15 protein-coding genes are annotated in these 16462 nt (G+C 68.6%); 4 read left to right on the forward strand and 11 right to left on the reverse strand.

Annotation, left to right across the window (positions count from 1 at the left end; genetic code table 11):
- Positions 1-64: 64 nt before the first annotated feature.
- Complete coding sequence (locus tag FVA74_RS12365; protein WP_147723220.1) at positions 65-1069, reverse strand: glycerophosphodiester phosphodiesterase family protein; 1005 nt, start codon at positions 1067-1069, stop codon at positions 65-67.
- Positions 1070-1150: 81 nt separating this feature from the next.
- Here FVA74_RS12365 and FVA74_RS12370 point away from each other — a divergent pair, with 81 nt between their 5' ends.
- Positions 1151-1384: a zinc ribbon domain-containing protein gene (locus FVA74_RS12370; protein ID WP_147722791.1), complete on the forward strand. Its 234-nt coding sequence runs from the start codon at positions 1151-1153 to the stop codon at positions 1382-1384.
- Between the two features lie 118 nt (positions 1385-1502).
- The gene (locus tag FVA74_RS12375; protein WP_147722792.1) at positions 1503-2297 is read left to right on the forward strand and encodes a Bax inhibitor-1/YccA family protein; all 795 of its coding nucleotides are present in this window, start codon (positions 1503-1505) and stop codon (positions 2295-2297) included.
- 416 nt (positions 2298-2713) lie between these two features.
- Here the strand turns inward: FVA74_RS12375 and guaA are convergent, their stop codons facing one another.
- The 3 genes from guaA to FVA74_RS12390 all read right to left on the reverse strand — a co-directional run bounded on the left by guaA (position 2714) and on the right by FVA74_RS12390 (position 5561).
- Positions 2714-4288, reverse strand: coding sequence for a glutamine-hydrolyzing GMP synthase (guaA, locus tag FVA74_RS12380; RefSeq protein WP_147722793.1), 1575 nt, complete (start codon positions 4286-4288; stop codon positions 2714-2716).
- Positions 4285-4710, reverse strand: coding sequence for a DUF3817 domain-containing protein (locus tag FVA74_RS12385; protein ID WP_147722794.1), 426 nt, complete (start codon positions 4708-4710; stop codon positions 4285-4287). The genes guaA and FVA74_RS12385 overlap by 4 nt, the downstream gene beginning before the upstream one ends.
- A gap of 68 nt (positions 4711-4778) precedes the next feature.
- Positions 4779-5561 carry an SURF1 family protein gene (locus tag FVA74_RS12390; protein WP_240792239.1) on the reverse strand — a complete coding sequence of 261 codons (783 nt, stop codon included), beginning with the start codon at positions 5559-5561 and terminating at the stop codon, positions 4779-4781.
- 389 nt (positions 5562-5950) lie between these two features.
- Here FVA74_RS12390 and FVA74_RS12395 point away from each other — a divergent pair, with 389 nt between their 5' ends.
- On the forward strand, positions 5951-6529 hold the full coding sequence (locus FVA74_RS12395; RefSeq protein WP_147722795.1) for a hypothetical protein: 579 nt from the start codon (positions 5951-5953) through the stop codon (positions 6527-6529).
- 114 nt (positions 6530-6643) lie between these two features.
- Here FVA74_RS12395 and FVA74_RS12400 read toward each other — a convergent pair whose 3' ends face one another.
- From FVA74_RS12400 to FVA74_RS12410, 3 genes are read right to left on the reverse strand one after another with little or no spacing between them, the layout of a single operon-like run.
- The gene (locus FVA74_RS12400; protein WP_147722796.1) at positions 6644-8353 is read right to left on the reverse strand and encodes a glycerol-3-phosphate dehydrogenase/oxidase; all 1710 of its coding nucleotides are present in this window, start codon (positions 8351-8353) and stop codon (positions 6644-6646) included.
- A 60-nt stretch (positions 8354-8413) separates the two neighbouring features.
- Complete coding sequence (locus tag FVA74_RS12405; protein ID WP_147722797.1) at positions 8414-9535, reverse strand: GuaB3 family IMP dehydrogenase-related protein; 1122 nt, start codon at positions 9533-9535, stop codon at positions 8414-8416.
- A gap of 40 nt (positions 9536-9575) precedes the next feature.
- Positions 9576-9905, reverse strand: coding sequence for a hypothetical protein (locus tag FVA74_RS12410; RefSeq protein WP_147722798.1), 330 nt, complete (start codon positions 9903-9905; stop codon positions 9576-9578).
- A 120-nt stretch (positions 9906-10025) separates the two neighbouring features.
- Here FVA74_RS12410 and FVA74_RS12415 point away from each other — a divergent pair, with 120 nt between their 5' ends.
- The gene (locus tag FVA74_RS12415; protein WP_147722799.1) at positions 10026-11465 is read left to right on the forward strand and encodes a hypothetical protein; all 1440 of its coding nucleotides are present in this window, start codon (positions 10026-10028) and stop codon (positions 11463-11465) included.
- A 290-nt stretch (positions 11466-11755) separates the two neighbouring features.
- Here FVA74_RS12415 and FVA74_RS12420 read toward each other — a convergent pair whose 3' ends face one another.
- From FVA74_RS12420 to FVA74_RS12435, 4 genes are read right to left on the reverse strand one after another with little or no spacing between them, the layout of a single operon-like run.
- A complete protein-coding gene (locus FVA74_RS12420) occupies positions 11756-12304 on the reverse strand; it encodes an Imm61 family immunity protein (RefSeq protein WP_147722800.1) in 549 nt (182 codons plus the stop codon).
- Positions 12304-15558, reverse strand: coding sequence for a glycohydrolase toxin TNT-related protein (locus tag FVA74_RS13845; protein WP_147722801.1), 3255 nt, complete (start codon positions 15556-15558; stop codon positions 12304-12306). The genes FVA74_RS12420 and FVA74_RS13845 overlap by 1 nt, the downstream gene beginning before the upstream one ends.
- Before the next feature lie 8 nt (positions 15559-15566).
- Positions 15567-15878 carry a hypothetical protein gene (locus FVA74_RS12430; RefSeq protein ID WP_147722802.1) on the reverse strand — a complete coding sequence of 104 codons (312 nt, stop codon included), beginning with the start codon at positions 15876-15878 and terminating at the stop codon, positions 15567-15569.
- On the reverse strand, positions 15871-16413 hold the full coding sequence (locus FVA74_RS12435; RefSeq protein WP_147722803.1) for a WXG100 family type VII secretion target: 543 nt from the start codon (positions 16411-16413) through the stop codon (positions 15871-15873). Before FVA74_RS12435 ends, FVA74_RS12430 begins: the two co-directional genes overlap by 8 nt.
- Positions 16414-16462 lie beyond the last annotated feature (49 nt).

Genomic DNA, 16462 nt, shown 5'->3' on the forward strand with positions numbered 1-16462 from the left:
CGGAGTCGCACGCTTCGCGCCCCGTCGACCACGCCGGAATTGTGACGAGCGCACAAGAGCGGCGTCAAAGGCGGGCGCGGGCGGCAAGCGCCAGGTCAGGCTGGTCGGCGAAGACGCCGTCGATCCCTGACGCCATGAGGAGCTGGAACTCCCCCAGCCAGTCACCGAAGCGAGAGGCGTCCGCCCCTCTTCGCAGGTTGCGTCCGAGGAACTTGTTCTCGGCGCGGAGGGTCCAGCAGAAGGCGGTGAGCCCGGCGGCGTGTGCCCTGTCGACCACGGATGTCACGCCGAGCGTGTTGCCCGCGGCATCCGTCTGCAGCAGCAGGCGCTTGTCGACACTGATGCCCGCGATGCCGGCGTCGCGCAGGGCGAGCAGCCCCTCGGGCGTGAGGTCGTCGGCGTAGGGGCGCGCGTGCCGCCCGTCGCGCGCCGACCGGTCGGCCGGCGCACCGCTCGCCTCCAGCAGGTAGACGAGAGGCGCAGGGACACCTTCGCGGCGGATGCCGTGCAGCACGTCGAGCTCGAAAGCCTCGACCGTGAGGCGGTCATCTCCGGCCCACCCCGCCGCGCGCAGCTCCTCCGCGACGAGGCGGTCGAGCGGCAACCCGATGGACGCGAAGTAGGTGGCGTGCTTGATCTCCAGCACCAGCCCGACACGGCGGGGCGCGGCATCGATGATCTCCAGCAGGTCGCGCAGGCGCAGCACTCCGTAGAGGCCGTTGAAGGTCGCGTTGTCTGGCCGCACCTTCGGCACGCGCTCCCTCGCGCGGAGCGTCGCGATCTCGGCCCACGTGAAGTCCTCCGTGAACCAGCCCGTCAGCTTCTTGCCGTCGATCGTCTTGCTCGTGCGCCGCTCTGCGAACTCGGGACGCTCCGCGACATCCGTCGTTGCCGAGATCTCGTTCTCATGCCGCAGCACCAGCACACCATCGCGGGTCGGCACGACATCGGGCTCGATGGCATCCGCGCCGAGGGCGATCGCCAGCTCGTAGGCGGCACGCGTGTGCTCGGGGCGGTACCCGCTCGCCCCGCGGTGGCCGATCACCAGGGGCCGGGAATGGCCGGGCACGGATGTCACGGCTCCACGCTACGCGAGACCGCGCTGTGGATGACACCCCGCCGGGCGCGCCGCCGTTGCTAGCATGCGTGCATGCCACCCTGCCCGAGCTGCAGCGCCGAACTCACCCAGGACTGGAAGTTCTGCATCTACTGTGGCTCGGCGATCGTCACGACCGCCGCCGTGCCCGGCGCGATACGCGGAGAGGAGGTCGCGGCGGCACCGCGCACGCGCCTCGACGTGCCGCTACTCATCGGCATCGTGCTCGGCGTCGCCGGCGCCGCGCTGCTCGTCTACCTGGGCATCCTGTTCTTCGCGCCCGGCTGACGAGCATCCCGCCACGAATTCGCAGCATAAGCGGGAACACCTCCTATAAGTTTGGTGTTGTACCCCGCAGAGGTGTCACGCCTCGCCAGACCCGGTACCACCAAGGAGAAGACCACAGATGGCCAACCCCGCATTCAGCAACTCGCCTGCATTCGCGGCGGGTGCAAAGGCAGTCGACTACTCGAAGCCGATCTCGGCCGAGGAACTCGACGCCATGTACGGTCGCCCCTCGGCGACCCCCGTCGACACCGACCGGATGTCGTACGAAGACACGATCGTCAAGACGCTCATCGCCTTCGGCCTGCTCGTCGCCACCGCTGCCGTCGGCTGGTTCGTGCCGCTACTCATGATCCCTGGAGCGATCGCCGGTTTCGTGCTCGCGCTCGTCAACATCTTCAAGAAGCAGCCCTCGCGCGGCCTGATCCTCGCGTACGCGGCGGCCCAGGGGCTGTTCGTCGGTGGCATCTCGGCCATGTTCAACAGCATGTGGGACGGCATCGTCACCCAGGCCGTCTTCGGCACCCTCGCCGTGATTGGCGTGACGCTCTTCCTCTTCCTCAACGGCAAGGTGCGCACATCACCGCGCATGACCAAGATCTTCCTTGTCGCGATGGTCGGTTACGCGGTGTTCTCGCTCGTCAACCTCGGCCTGATGCTGTTCGGCGTCACCGATGGTATGTTCGGCGCGCGCAGCATCGAGATCATCCCTGGCGTGCCGCTCGGCGCGATCCTCGGTGTGTTGATCGTGCTCCTCGCGGCCTACTCGCTCGTCATGGACTTCGAGAACGTGAAGACCGGCGTCGAGCGCGGCGCTCCCCGCATCTTCGGATGGCAGGCCGCCTTCGGCATCATGGTCACCGTCGTGTGGCTCTACGTCGAGATCCTGCGCCTCATCGCGATCTTCCGCGAGTAGTCACTGAGAGTCAAGCAAGGAGGGCCGTTCCGAAAGGGGCGGCCCTTTCTGCATTGGGCGGGCTACGCCTTGCGGCGGCGACCGAACAAGCGCCGCTTCGGGGTCTCCGGCGAGCGCGCGGCCTCAGTCTCGACAACGATGGGCGACGGGCGCAGGCTCGTGAGACCCCGCTCAGAGTCCTTCACCAGGCGAGCCCAGTCGCAGCGCACGCACTGCACAACATAGCGATGCACCGATAGGCCGGTACCGAAGAACGGGTTGGGCACCGTACGTATTCGGGAGCGGCACAATGGACATGAGACTCTCCGCACATCCGCTCGGCTCCGGTACATACCAACTATGGTAAACCGACAGGTCTACTCACTTGTCCCCCGAAGCGCTAAATACTTGTACCCCGATATGGGTTCAGAGTGCGGTCACTCCCACTCGATCGTTCCCGGCGGCTTCGACGTGACGTCGAGCACGACGCGGTTGACGTCCTTCACCTCGTTCGTGATGCGGTTCGAGATGCGGGCGAGCACGTCGTAGGGCAGCCGAGTCCAGTCGGCCGTCATGGCGTCTTCACTCGAGACCGGCCGCAGCACGATCGGGTGTCCGTAGGTGCGGCCGTCGCCCTGCACGCCGACCGAACGCACATCGGCCAGGAGCACGACGGGGCACTGCCAGATCTCCTCATCGAGGCCGGCCAGCGTCAGCTCTGCTCGGGCAATCGCATCCGCCTTGCGCAGGATCTCGAGACGCTCCTTGGTGACCTCACCGACGATGCGGATGCCGAGGCCCGGCCCGGGGAACGGCTGGCGGCCCACGATGACCTCGGGCAGGCCGAGCTCGCGACCGATCTGGCGCACCTCGTCCTTGAAGAGGGCCCGCAGCGGCTCGACGAGTTCAAACGTCATGTCCTCAGGGAGCCCACCGACGTTGTGGTGGCTCTTGATGTTCGCCGTGCCCGAGCCGCCGCCCGACTCGACGACATCGGGGTAGAGCGTGCCCTGCACGAGGAAGCGGATGGGGTCGCCCTCCTCCTCCATGGACTCGGCGACGAGCTGCGCCTGCGCCGCCTCGAAGGTGCGGATGAACTCGCGCCCGATGATCTTGCGCTTCTGCTCGGGGTCGCTCACGCCGGCGAGCGCCGTGAGGAACTGCTCCTCAGCGTCGATCGTGATGAGGCGCACGCCCGTGGCCTTGACGTAGTCCTCCTCGACCTGGCGACGCTCGTCCTGGCGCAGCAGGCCGTGGTCGACGAAGACGCAGGTGAGCTGGTCGCCGACGGCCTCATGCACGAGCGCGGCCGCAACGGCGGAGTCGACGCCGCCCGAGAGGCCGCAGATGACCTTGCCGGTGCCGATCTGCTGGCGGATGCGTGCCACCTGCTCCTGGATGACGTTGCCCGCGTTCCAGTCATTGGGAATGCCGGCGGCGCGGTGCAGGAAGTTCTCGAGCACGCCCTGGCCGTGGGCCGAGTGCTTGACCTCCGGATGCCACTGCACGCCGTACAGCTTGCGCTCGTCGTCCGCGAACGCGGCGACAGGGGTCGCGACGGTCGAGGCGAGCACGCGGAAGCCCTCGGGCGCCTTCGCGACACTGTCGCCATGCGACATCCATGCCGTCTGCGTCTCGGGCTGGCCTTCGAGCAGCACGCCACTGTCGACGACGTTGATCTCGGTCGAACCGTATTCGCGCTGGCCCGTGTGCGCGACCTCGCCGCCCAGTTGCTTCGCCATGACCTGGAAGCCGTAGCAGATTCCGAAGACGGGCACGCCGAGCTCGAGGATGCCCTCGTCGAGCTGCGGGGCGCCGGGCTCGTAGACGCTCGACGGGCCGCCCGACAACACGATGCCGACGGGGGCCTTCGCGGCGATCTCCTCGGCGCTGATCGTGTGCGGCACGATTTCTGAGTAGACACCGGCCTCGCGCACGCGCCGCGCGATCAACTGCGCGTACTGCGCCCCGAAGTCGACGACGAGGACTGGCTTCTGCTCGGTCTCGCTCACGCGGGAACCTCCTTGGGCTCGATCTGGGCGAGGCGAGCCTCGACGAAGCTGGGAACGGTGCGCTCGAAGTAGAACGACAGGAACGGGATGACGCCGCCGAGGGCGATCAGCAGGAAGCGACTGAAGGAGAAGCGCAGCAGGCGCCACAGCACGAAGTCGCAGGCGAGGTAGAGCACATAGAACCAGCCGTGCATGATCAGGATGATCGTCGACACGTTCACGCCGGTGATGTCGGCCTGCGGGGTCAGGGCCAGGAACCCGTCCTGCCCGCCGAGCTCGATGTCCCCACCCAGGCCATAGCGAGTGACCATCATCACGACGAGCGCGATGAGGAAGAACCCAGTGACATACGACGACACCTTGTAGACGGTGAGGGTCTTGCGGATGCGGGGGACGTCAGAGGGGCGCGGGCCGAGGGGCATAGCCCCAGTTTACCGGGCGAGAACTGGGCTTCAGCCCCGCGGCTCGGGCCGCGGCCACGCGGGCGGCGTCAGGCTGACGCGGCTGCGGCGGCTTCCTGCCGCTCGTGCTCCTCGAGCTCCCACGCATCCTTCACGAGACGCCACCAGAGGAAGATCGCGAAGCCAGCGAAGACCGCCCACTCGATCGCATAGAAGATGTTGAGCCAGTTGATCTCGTGTTCAAGCGGCGGCGGAGGCGCATCGATCTGCGTCAGGCCCGCCGGCGGACCATCCGCGATCACGTAGCCGCCATAGATGCCTGCCTCGTCGACGGTCGACCAGAGGTTCGCAAACGCTGCTGGCGCCATGGCGCTCAGTTCGCCCGCCTCGAAGTTCGAGTTCTGCGGCGCCTCGCCCATGACGTAGCGTCCCTCCAGGGCGACCACGTCGCCAGCGGATGCTTCGGCAGCGAGTTCGGCTGCGGCATCCGTCACCTCGGCCTCGTCGGCGGACCACCCGAGTGCCACGGCAAGCCCCGCCCCGTCGACCGTGGTGAGGTGCCCCACAAGCCAGTAGCCGGGATCGTCGTCGTGGTAGCGCCCGCTCAGGATGAGCGTGTCATCCGGCACCCAGGTGCCCTCGACCGAGACGAGCTGGCCATCGTGTGCGGCGGCGACGGGGCCCTGCGGCTCGGCGAGCTCCACGAGGGGCACGGTCGTCTCGGTCTCGCGCGTGACGATCTCGCCCGAGGCGAAGCTGCGTTCGAGCTGCCACTGGCCAAGGCCGGCGAATGCGGCGGCGACGCCGAGTGCCAGGAACAGTGCGGCGATCCACCGCGGCCGACGCGCCACCGACCACATGCTGCTGCTCACCGCACCAGCCTAACGGCGTGAGGCTGGGCGCGTTCCGCCGGGCCGGTCTCGGGCGGTCGACGTGCTCCGCTCACGTTTCGTCGGGATGCTCATGTGCTGGCATGAGCGCGCAACCGACAGGTGAGCGCGGCCAGCCGAAGCCTCCTCCACACGCCCGATCCGGAACGCGGATGCCACGCCGGGACGAGAACCCGCACGGTTGCACCTCTCGACGGGGAGGGTGACACCATGCCCATACCGCTGTTTTCCGCCCGTGAAGCGGCTCGACTCGGCACCGACCGCGTCCTGCGTGCCGCTAGGGCCAAAGCGAGCGGCGGGCGTCCCCGTGTGGGGCGCAGCGGCACGCCGCGCCCTTCGACCCGCACGCCGTCGAGGTCGATGGTGTGCGCGTGACATCGCTCGAGCGCACCGTCGTTGATGTGGCATCGGCACCACACTTCGCCCGCGCCGTAGTGATGGCGGATGCCGCATTCCAGACGCCCGTCCGCCACCCGCTGCGGCGCAAGCACTATCCCGACGGACTGCAGCTTCCCGCCGTGCGCGCCGTACTCGAATCGCTGCTGCCCTTCCCGGGCTCGGCGCGCGCTGGCAGAGTGCTGGAGTTCAGCAACGGATGTGCCGGGTCGCCGCTGGAGTCGCAGTTTCGCGTGCAGTGCCTCGCGCTGGGTGCACCTATTCCTGAGCTGCAGGTTGCCTTCCGCGACGAAGACGGCTTTATCGGGTTCGCCGACGCGTACTGGCGCGAGCACGATGCGGCCGTCGAGATCGATGGGCGAGCCAAGTACGGTGCGGACCGCCAGTTTCAGCAAGACCTTGCACCGGAGGAGATCCTCTGGCGCGAGAAGCTGCGAGGAGACCGACTCAGCAGGGTGGTGCGTCGCTTTGATCGCCTCACGAGGGAGGACATCCTGGACCGCCGCCGTCTCGCGGGGAGGCTGCACCGACTCGGGGTGATGCGCCGCGCGTAGGCCGCCGCTGCCGCCGCGCTCACTTTTCGGCGGGATGCGCGAGACCGTGCATGAGCGCGGCACCGAAAAGTGAGCGCGGCGCTGCGAGGGCGGCCGACGTGCTCCGCCCGCAGGTCACAGCGAGATGTCGGGGGCCTCCAGCCGCACGCGGTCAGCGGATGCGTCATCCGGTTGCTGCTGGCTGGCGCGTTCCGCCTCGACCCGGCGCAGGTAGTGCTGCACCTCGCGCTCGACGCGTTCCTCGCTCCAGCCGTGCACGCGGGCCATGAGCCGCGCGGCGACGGGGGCGGCCGAGACGCCGCGGTCCCACGCCTCGATCGAGATGCGGGTGCGGCGGGCGAGCACGTCATCCAAGTGGAGGGCACCCTCGTGCGAGGCCGCATAGACGACCTCCGCCTCGAGGTAGTCGTCGGCACCGGGCAGCGGGGTGTTGAGCGACGGATCTTCGCGCATGAGGTCGAGTAGCTCATCCGTCAGCGTCCCGTATCGGTTAAGCAGGTGCTCGATGCGCACCTTGTGCACGCCGAATGCGCGCGCGATCTTGGCGCGCTTGTTCCATGCCGCCTGGTAGCCCTCGGCACCGAGCAGGGCGATGTCTTCCGTCGAGCTACGCGGCACGCGTCCGTCGAGGGCTGCGGATGCGGCATCCACCGCGTCCTTCGCCATGACCCGGTAGGTGGTCCACTTACCGCCCGCGACAACCACGAGGCCGGGGACGGTGTGGGTCACGATGTGTTCGCGCGAGAGCTTGGAGGTCTCGTCAGACTCCCCCGCGAGGAGCGGCCGGAGCCCCGCGAAGACACCCTCGACGTCGTCGCGGGTGAGCGGCACCGCGAGCACCCTGTTGACGTGCTCGAGCAGGTAATCGATGTCTGCCGCCGTCGCAGCGGGGTGTGCCTTGTCGAGGTCCCACTTGGTGTCGGTCGTGCCGATCAGCCAGTGCCGTCCCCACGGGATGACGAAAAGTACGCTCTTCTCCGTGCGCAGCAGCAGGCCGACCTTCGACTGGAAGCGGTCGCGCGGCACGACGAGGTGGATGCCCTTCGACGCCCGGACCTTGAACGTGCCACGCTCGCCGACCATGCGCTGCGTGTCATCCGTCCACACGCCAGTCGCGTTAATGACCTGTCGCGCCTTGATCTCGAACACCTCGTCGGTCAGGAGGTCTCGGGCCGTGACGCCGACGACGCGCTGGCCCACCTTGAGGAATCCCTCGACCCGCACCCGACTCGCGACTTTCGCCCCGTAGGACGAGGCCGTGCGGGCGAGGCTCGACACATAGCGGGCGTCGTCGACCTGGGCGTCGTAGTAGGTGATGCCGCCAGCGAAGGCATCCTTTTTGAGGCTCGGGATGCCGCGCTGGATCTGACGCCTCGTGTGGTGCCGGTGGTGGGGCACACCGGGAGGTCGGTTGCCCGTGCGGGCGAAGAGGTCGTAGAGCACCATGCCGGCGCCGATGTAGACACGCTCGACGATGTTGCGCACGGGATAGAGGAAGCGCACGGGCTTGACCAGGTGCGGGGCGATGCGCTGCAACAGCAGGCCGCGCTCGATGAGCGCCTCCCTGACCAGCCTGAAGTCCAGCTGCTCCAAGTAGCGGATGCCACCGTGCACGAGCTTCGACGACCGGCTCGACGTGCCTGAACCCCAGTCGCGCGCCTCGACCATGCCGACGCTCAGGCCGCGGGTCACGGCATCGAGCGCACAGCCCGTGCCGACGATTCCTCCCCCGATGACGAGCACGTCGAGTTCCCGGGTGCGAAGGCCCTCGATCGCTGCCTCGCGCTCCTCGGGTCCCAGCCTGGACGAGTGACTGACCGTCATGGGGCTCCCCTCTCTCCGTGGCCGATGCTAGTCCGGGAGGGTCGACGGCGGCTGGGTGGCTTAGTGGGGAACGTAGGGCGCGACGACCACGTCGACGCGCTGGAACTCCTTCAAGTCGGAGTAGCCCGTCGTCGCCATCGACCGCTTGAGGGCACCGACGAGGTTCGACTTGCCGTCCGCGGTGTCGGACGGGCCGAAGAGCACCTGCTCCAGGGGGCCGACCTGGCCAACCTCGACGCGGTGGCCGCGCGGCAGCTCGGGGTGGTGGGACTCAGCACCCCAGTGGTACCCGCCACCCGGGACATCCGTCGCCCGGGCCAGCGTCGTGCCAAGCATGACGGCGTCGGCGCCCATCGCGATCGCCTTGGCGATGTCGCCGCTCGTGCCGAGCCCGCCGTCGGCGATGACGTGCACGTAGCGGCCGCCGGACTCGTCCATGTAGTCGCGACGGGCGCCCGCGACATCCGCCACGGCGGTCGCCATGGGGGCGTGGATGCCGAGGCTGGCGCGCGTGGTCGAGGCTGCGCCGCCGCCGAAGCCGACGAGCACGCCGGCCGCGCCCGTGCGCATGAGGTGCAGCGCGGGCGTGTAGCCGGCCGCGCCGCCGACGATGACGGGCACGTCGAGCTCGTAGATGAACTTCTTGAGGTTGAGCGGCTCCTGGTTCTGGGAGACGTGCTCGGCACTCACGGTCGTGCCGCGGATGACGAACAGGTCGACTCCCGCCTCGACGACGGTCTTGTAGAGCTGCTGCGTGCGCTGGGGGGAGAGCGAGCCGGCGACCGTGACACCGGATGCCCGGATCTCGGCGATGCGCGCCGTGACGAGCTCGGGCTTGATGGGCTCAGCATAAATCTGCTGCATGCGGCGCGTCGCCTCGGCCTCCGGAAGCGTGCGGATCTCCTCGAGCAGCGGCTCGGGGTTCTCGTAGCGCGTCCAGACACCCTCGAGGTCGAGTACGCCGAGTCCGCCGAGCTGGCCGATGCGGATGGCGGTCTCGGGCGAGACGACCGAGTCCATGGGGGCGGCGAGGATGGGCACGTCGAAGGTGAAGGCGTCGATGGTCCAGTTGACCGAGACATCCTTGGGGTCGCGGGTGCGCCGGTTCGGCACGATCGCGATGTCATCGAACGCGTACACCCGGCGTGACCGCTTTGCGCGGCCGATCTCTATCTCCTGCACCGGCCCAGCCTAGCGCGAGCCCCTGTCACGCGGCCCGGAACTACCAGCCGGGGTAGCCTGCGCAGGCAGTCGAGAGCAGGTTGACGCCCGACTCCTGGTCGGCGAACGCCCTCCACGCGGCCTCGGCGTCGCCCGCCCTGGCCGCGTCCTCTAGCGCGTCGATGTTCGAAGGCGCTCCCCCGGCCCACTGGCGGTAGCTCGGGTTGTCGATCCCGTCTGCGCCGTCGTTGGCAACGGCACGGAGGCGCTGCACGACGGGGAGCACGGCGTTGAGCCTGCTCGCATTGCCCTGCACCTCGATCATGAGCGGCGTCAGCTCGAGGATGATGTCGCGGAGCCGGTCACAGCGTTCGGCGAGTACGTCGTTCATGGGGTCCTTTCGTCGCGTGCGTCGCGAGTCTATCGAGCGGCCCCAGTCTTGGGGCCACAGGGCCAGTAGAATCCAGACGACCACGGGCATCCGTCGGTCGTTTCTAGCGGAAGGGTGCCCGTGAGCCTGTACGAGAGCGTGTTCGCTGCGAACCCCGACTTCGAGCGGCGGCGCTCCTGGCCCCGCACGGTACTCGCACTCGCGCTCGCTGCCATCGCCGCGGGCGCGCTCGTGTGGCTCCTCCTGAACTTCGCCGACGTCCAGCGCGGTGCCACCGAACAGGCCGAGCGCTCGGTCGTGCTGCGCAACGAGGTCTTCACCCGCATCGCGCCCGTGGGGGGCATCGTCATCGCCGCCGTCGCGACACCGTGGCTGTTGTGGTGGGCCGCGACCGGATGCCACGTGTGGGTGCGACGGGAGACCGGAGCGCGGCTGCGTCGTCGCGCCGGCGTGGGCTTCGCTGGTGGGGTGCCAACCATGAAGTCGCTGCACGCCCGCTTCGCGACGGGAGACCCGGGTGTGTACACGCCGGTTCCCGAGACCCGAGCGGACGGCATCGTCGAGGTGTGGGACGTGCCCGAGGACTCGATCGCCTACGTCGGCATGTCGGTCGGCCGCTCACGCAAGAGCGTCGTTCCCTCTGAACTGATCGTCTTCACCGGCCGGCCATACGAGGCGCTCCGGGCGGCGCTCAAGAACCAGCTGCACCGTCCCCTGCCCGAGGACCAGAACCCCATGCGCGGCGTCACCGACGCTGCGCCGGTGGTCACCTCGGCGGTCGAAGCGACCTCGCAGGAGGCCGTGCTCGCGGCCGAGGCATCCGACACCAAGTTGCAGAAGTGGGCCGCCTACCTGCAGGGCGGCGGGGTGCAGGAGGAGCAGGTTGACACGGCCGGGATCGCCCGCGCGCGACGCTGGAACTCGATCATCCTCGCCGTGAGCGCTGCGCTGCTGCTGGGTGGCGCCATCGGCCTGGTGGTGTTGTTCACCTCATCGGGCGTGCGGGTGAGCCTGCCGATCGTGCTGGCGATCTTCCTGCTGCTGCTCGGACTCATCTTCGTGCCACGGATGCTCCGCCTTCGCCGAAACCTGCAGCACCCGGATGCCACGATGAGCGTCTCCGCGCAAGGCATCACGCTCCCCGGGGTGGGCCTCATCGCGTGGGACGAGCTCGTGGGACTCGTCTATCTTGACGACACGGCTCGCACGAACACTGCACTCCGCGTGCCGATCACCGGCTGGGGCGCGCGCCTGGCCTTCCGCGCGGGCGAAGGATCGATCGGCCTGACGATCGGTGTGCGCGACGGGGCCGCGCTGCGGGAACGCAGCGGCGCGCGCATCCGCCTCTGGAACGCCACGCCCGACGGCACCCGCGCTGGCGACCTCACGGTGCCCCTCGACGTGCGGCTCAGCCCCGACGCCCGCGAACGCTTCGTTGCCGCAGCCCGCGGGGGCGCAATCGCTGCGGGGGTGCCGTTCCATGTCGCGAACGGCACGATCGACTACGCCAAGAGGGTCGGGCGGATGCTCGACCCCAAGTGGCCCGCCGAGCTGCGGTAGGGGCATCCCGGGCGCTTCTCTGCTGCGGGGGTCGCCGCTGACGGGCTCGGCCTGCGGTTAACGGCAAACAATTGCCGTGCCGCCGCGGCGGGTCGCCGCCGCCCTGCGGCGGGTCGCCGCAAAACGTTGCTGTTCACCGCGCCGCGTCTTCAACTTCGGGGTCGTGCGTCACGCGTGCCTGAACTAGAGATCTCGACCGCCCGGAATGGGGTCGGCGAGACGGGGAAGAGTGCGAGCACGCGCACCTGGAGCCCGCACCGTCAGGTCCCGCCACGCCTGGCGGGACCTGCTCAGCGCCTGTGTTCGGGTGCGCTCGCTGCGGGATGCTCGAACAACGGCGCACCGTGCGGGTCGAGGAATGATGCCCGAATCAGCTCGATCGGTTTGTCTGCGTAGTGGCTGAACTCAACAGCATCCCAAGGCTCAGGATCCTCAGGAAAGAGCGCTTCAACTTCTCCGTGCAGAACCACCCCCTCCATGGGACCGCGGGGATCGTCATGCGCAGACCGAAGTTCCGCTCCGGGGGCAAGCTCTTCCGACGGCAGGAACACTGCAGTCAGGTCCAAGCCCCGAGACGAGCGAATGCTCGTCGCGAGCCGCACGGTAAGAAACCTGACCACGTGAACGAGATCATGGGTGATCATCCGAAGCTCTTCATCTTCGGACCGCTCCGCGCGAGACACTTCGAACTGGCCGTCTCGCCGACGCACATAGAAACGGATCTCTCCGCCGCCGTTTGCGATCACGACAGCACCGGAATCACTGATGATGTCGTAACCGGCTTCGGCTGCCCACTCACCCAAATTCGCGGAAACCGCTTCGAGTAGCCCTGCTTCCATCAGTTGAGCACCTTTCCAAGGAGTCTCTCTACCGGCACCGGCTTACCATTTCGGCCGATGACTCTCACCTGAAGGCCGCCGCCCGGCCTGCCGAAACCAGGGGCAATCTCCGAGATTTCGATCTTCCACCCCGGAGGGAGTTTGCCGGTCAACGAGTATTCATGGAAAGGCTTCGCGAGGGAGCTCCCGGGCAGCGCCCGCTGTTCGAACGGCGCCGGCACGCCGTCGACTTGGAGACCCAAATAGTCGCCGTCCGGTGCCCCGATGCGGTCGAGCGACCTACCGTAGTCGCGGATGAATGCATCCGCGTCGGAGTACTTGATGCGGGTGCCGCGTTCGACACCATTATTCGGCGGATAGTTGTCCCAATTGTTGCCGGGGAAGACGTATCGTGACTCGTAGTCGCCCCTCGTCATAGGAGTGCCATCTGGGTGCCGACCCCACGGAGCACCCGGGTCGGAGATGAGTTTCGAGGTATCAGGATGCCAGTCACTTTTGGCCGGCATGTTCGCGGTTCCAGACGAACTCATCGGTTCACCATAGTGCAAGTCCTTCGGGGTGATCGGGTTGTCGGCCACCCGCTCCCACCCAGGGCCGCTGCGTTCACCGGAGTGCACGGGGTCCGTGCCCGCCGCGATTCGATCAGCCAAGGATGGCTGGCCCTGCGCGGGGGTCGCGGCGAAGTTGTTCGAATCTGGAGAGTCAGGCGTGCCTGCGCCCTGTGCATCAGCCGGGTCGGCCTTCGGCGGCTCGGGGGCGCTCGGAGCCTCCGGAGTTCCCGCCGACGGCGCCTCGGGCGTGCCAGGCGTGCCCGTCGAGGGGACCGTCGGAGTGCGGCTGCTGCCCGAGACCGGGTTCGTGAAGTTCACGATCTTCGGGCTCACGGCGGCGACACCGGCTGCTCCGGCGGCACCGGCCGCCATCGCTGCCGCATCCTCCGGGTCGAAGCCATCGGGCGACTCCGGCGCATCCGATTCGGGCGCGTTCGAGAACTCCGCTGGCGGAACGGGGGCGTCAGTGTCGAGCGGCGCGTCTGTGTCGGGGAGATTCGAGAACTCGACCGGGGACACCGGGGCGTCCGAGTCGACGGGAGTGTCGGACTCGGGTGCGTTCGAAAACTCCGCTGGCGGCACTGGGCCGTCGAGGTCGACCGGCGCGTCCGTGCCCGTCGCATTCGAGAACACGGGGGCGCGACCAACCGGTACTGCGCCCGCCGGGGCGTCGGATGCGGTGGGTGCGGCAGGAGCGGCGGGCGCCTCGGGAGCCGTCGGGCTCTCCGGGGCGGGAGCGCTCGGAGCCTCCGGCGTGCTCGGCGTCGAGGGCACCTCTGGCGAGGCCGGCGCGGAAGGCGCCTCGGGCGTCGACGGCGTACTCGGTGCCTCCGGCGTGGAGGGGGTGCTCGGAGTCGACGGCGCTTCCGGCGTGCTCGGCGCAGAAGGTGCGTCCGGCGTGCTGGGCGTCGAGGGCGCCGCCGGAGTAGACGGAGCCTCCGGCGTCGCCGGCGTGGAGGGAGCTTCCGGCGTGCTCGGGGTCGACGGCGCCTCCGGAGTGGACGGCACCTCGGGCGTGGAGGGTGCTTCCGGCGTGCTCGGCGCCTCCGGCGTCGACGGCACCTCGGGGGTGTTCGGGGCTTCCGGGGACGACGGCGCCTCGGGAGTCGAAGGGGCCTCGGGGGTGGACGGCATGTCCGGCGTTCCGCCGTTGCCGCCACCATTACCGCCACCACCGCCGCCACCGGGAGTGGGGGCTTCGCCGCCACTCGGCACGTCGACCGAGGGGCCGCCGGCAGGGGCGCTGCCGCCACCACCGCCGCCGGGCTGGGGTGCGTTGGAGCCGTCGACGTTCACGGGGGACGGCGAGCTGGGGCTCGAGGAGCCACCACCGTTGCCTCCAGATGGGGTGGGAGCGTTGACCTCGGGCGTAGTGACCGTGGAGGCGCCGCCTCCTCCGCCCGAGCCGGTGTTGGTCGGAGTGCGGCCGCGACCGCCGAGGGCGGGCCGCATCACGCCGCCGAGGATGGTGCCGCCGACCATGGCCGAGAGCGGATTGAAGCCGCCCTCCGGCATCGTCAGGCCGAACTCCGTCGTGTAGGAGACGAGGCCATCCGTGGCACCTTCGGCTGTGCCCGCAATCACGTTGCGCCCGACGCGGTTGGAACTGCCCGCGACGGCGTTGCCGACAGGGCTGGCGGCAGTGCCGCCCAGGAAGCTGGCCGCGCCGGCCACCCAGACGCTCTGGCTCTCGTAGTCGGAGTCAAGTGCGCCACGGACGGAGTTGACGCTCGCCTGCACGGCGATCGTGGCGACAGCGCTCTGCGCGCCCTCGGCGACAGCGCGGAGCAGTCCACGGAGGAACAACTTCTGCGCGGCGACCCAGGTCTTCAGTTTGTTGATCAGCATCGCGATCTTGACGACCCAGCGAGCGATCGTGGTGCCCGCCTTCGCCATCATCGCAGCCGTGCCGAGGCCGGCCGTGAGGGGGCCGAGCACGAGCCCGATGCCGATATCGAGCATGATCTCGGCCACCATCTGGCCGACCATCCACATGAGCTCTTCGCGCGTCTTCTCGACGTTCTCAGCGAAGGAGTCGAGCCCCTGGTGCATCGCATCGGCATTGCCGGAGATGTCGCCGAGGAGGGTGACCACGCGAGTGCGGCAGGCCAGGATGGCCGCCTTCTGTGGGATGTCCATCGACTGGACCGCGGTGAAGGAAGAGGAGACTGAGCTCTTCACCTTGTTGAGGTCGGAGCTGAAGGTGTCCCATGCCGTGGCCGCGCTGCGCAGCTTGCCCACGTTTCCCGTGGGGATGACGACGCCAGCAGCGGCGAGTGCGTCTTCGATGAGTTCCTGGAACTCGCCACCGAATGGGCCGGGCAGGAAGTCGCCGCCGAGGCAGTTAGGGATCGACCGCGCCGAGTACTCGCCCGGTGCGGTCACCGTGATGCTGCACGACGAGGGGTCCTTGAGGGCGCCGACCATCTCGGCCTGCTTGTAGGCGCGGGCCGTGCCGGTGATGGCGGCGTCGAGCGCGCGAAGGACGGTGACCATGCTGGCCGCACCCTCGATCACCTTGGGAGCCTCGGTGTCGTAGAACTCAGCAAAGTCCTCCGCAGCGTTGTCATCGCCGGCCATGCCGGACGAGCCCGCGAGCGACGAAGTCACCGAGGTGATGTAGGAACGCAGGTCGGATGCGATGGAGTGCAGGTCATCGCCGTCGCCGGCGAGAACAGTGGGACTGACCCTCACGTGTGTCATTTGGTCTCCTAGGCCCCGAGTCCGGAACGGATCTTGGACCAGCTCTCGTCGACGTCGTCGATCGTGCTCTCATACGCCGTCAGCGCCGCCTGGGCGAGCTTCTGCAGCTGCTCGGTCTGCAGGCGAAGGGTCTCGGCGTTGACCGCCCACATCTCGAAGGTCGAGAGGAACTGGGTCATCGCCGGCCCCTGCCATTCGGCGGGGAGCATGTAGGCGAAACCGCCGGCCCCCTCACGCAGTGCCCCCGTGTAGGTGATGAGCGAGGTGAGGGTCTCGTTGAGCGACCGCAGCGCCTCGATGTCAACCTTCTGCTCAGCCATCCGTCTCGCCCTCCGCCTTCTGCGACGCGGCCGAGGCCGTGTTGTTGCTCTTGTTGTCGCCCTGCGACTGCGCCGCGCGGGCCGCGATGCTGCCGCCAGCGATAAAGGAGCCGCCGCTGCCGCTCGAGGCGAGTTGTGCCTCGCCGCGCGCTTCCTTGACCTCGGCGGCGTAGCGCCGGCCCCCCGCAACGTTCGTCGAGACGCTCGCCGCGCCGCCCACGATGCCCTGGTTGACCTGGCGGCGCCCCGTGAAGCCAGACTGCAGGCCCGACTCGTTGGAGGTGTAGCTGGCCTCTGCCGTGCCCAGTTGCACGGCCAGTGTTGTCAGGGATGCCCGAAGCGTGAGCGCGGATGCGTTCCACACTTCCCACTGCTCAGCGAACTTGTCGGCGTCCTCGCCAACCCAGGAGGCGTCGACGACGCCGGAGACGACGCTGGCCGTCTGCTGGACGTGGCTGTCGAAGACGGCGATGACGCCCTGCAGCTGGGCCGCAACCTCACCGAGCGATTGCGCGCGAACGCGGAACTGAACCATGGAATCCCCTGGGGCCGATGGATGAAACTGGGCAGGACGGTGCGCAGCC

The organism is Salinibacterium sp. dk2585 (assembly GCF_008001035.1).
Lineage (GTDB): Bacteria > Actinomycetota > Actinomycetes > Actinomycetales > Microbacteriaceae > Homoserinimonas.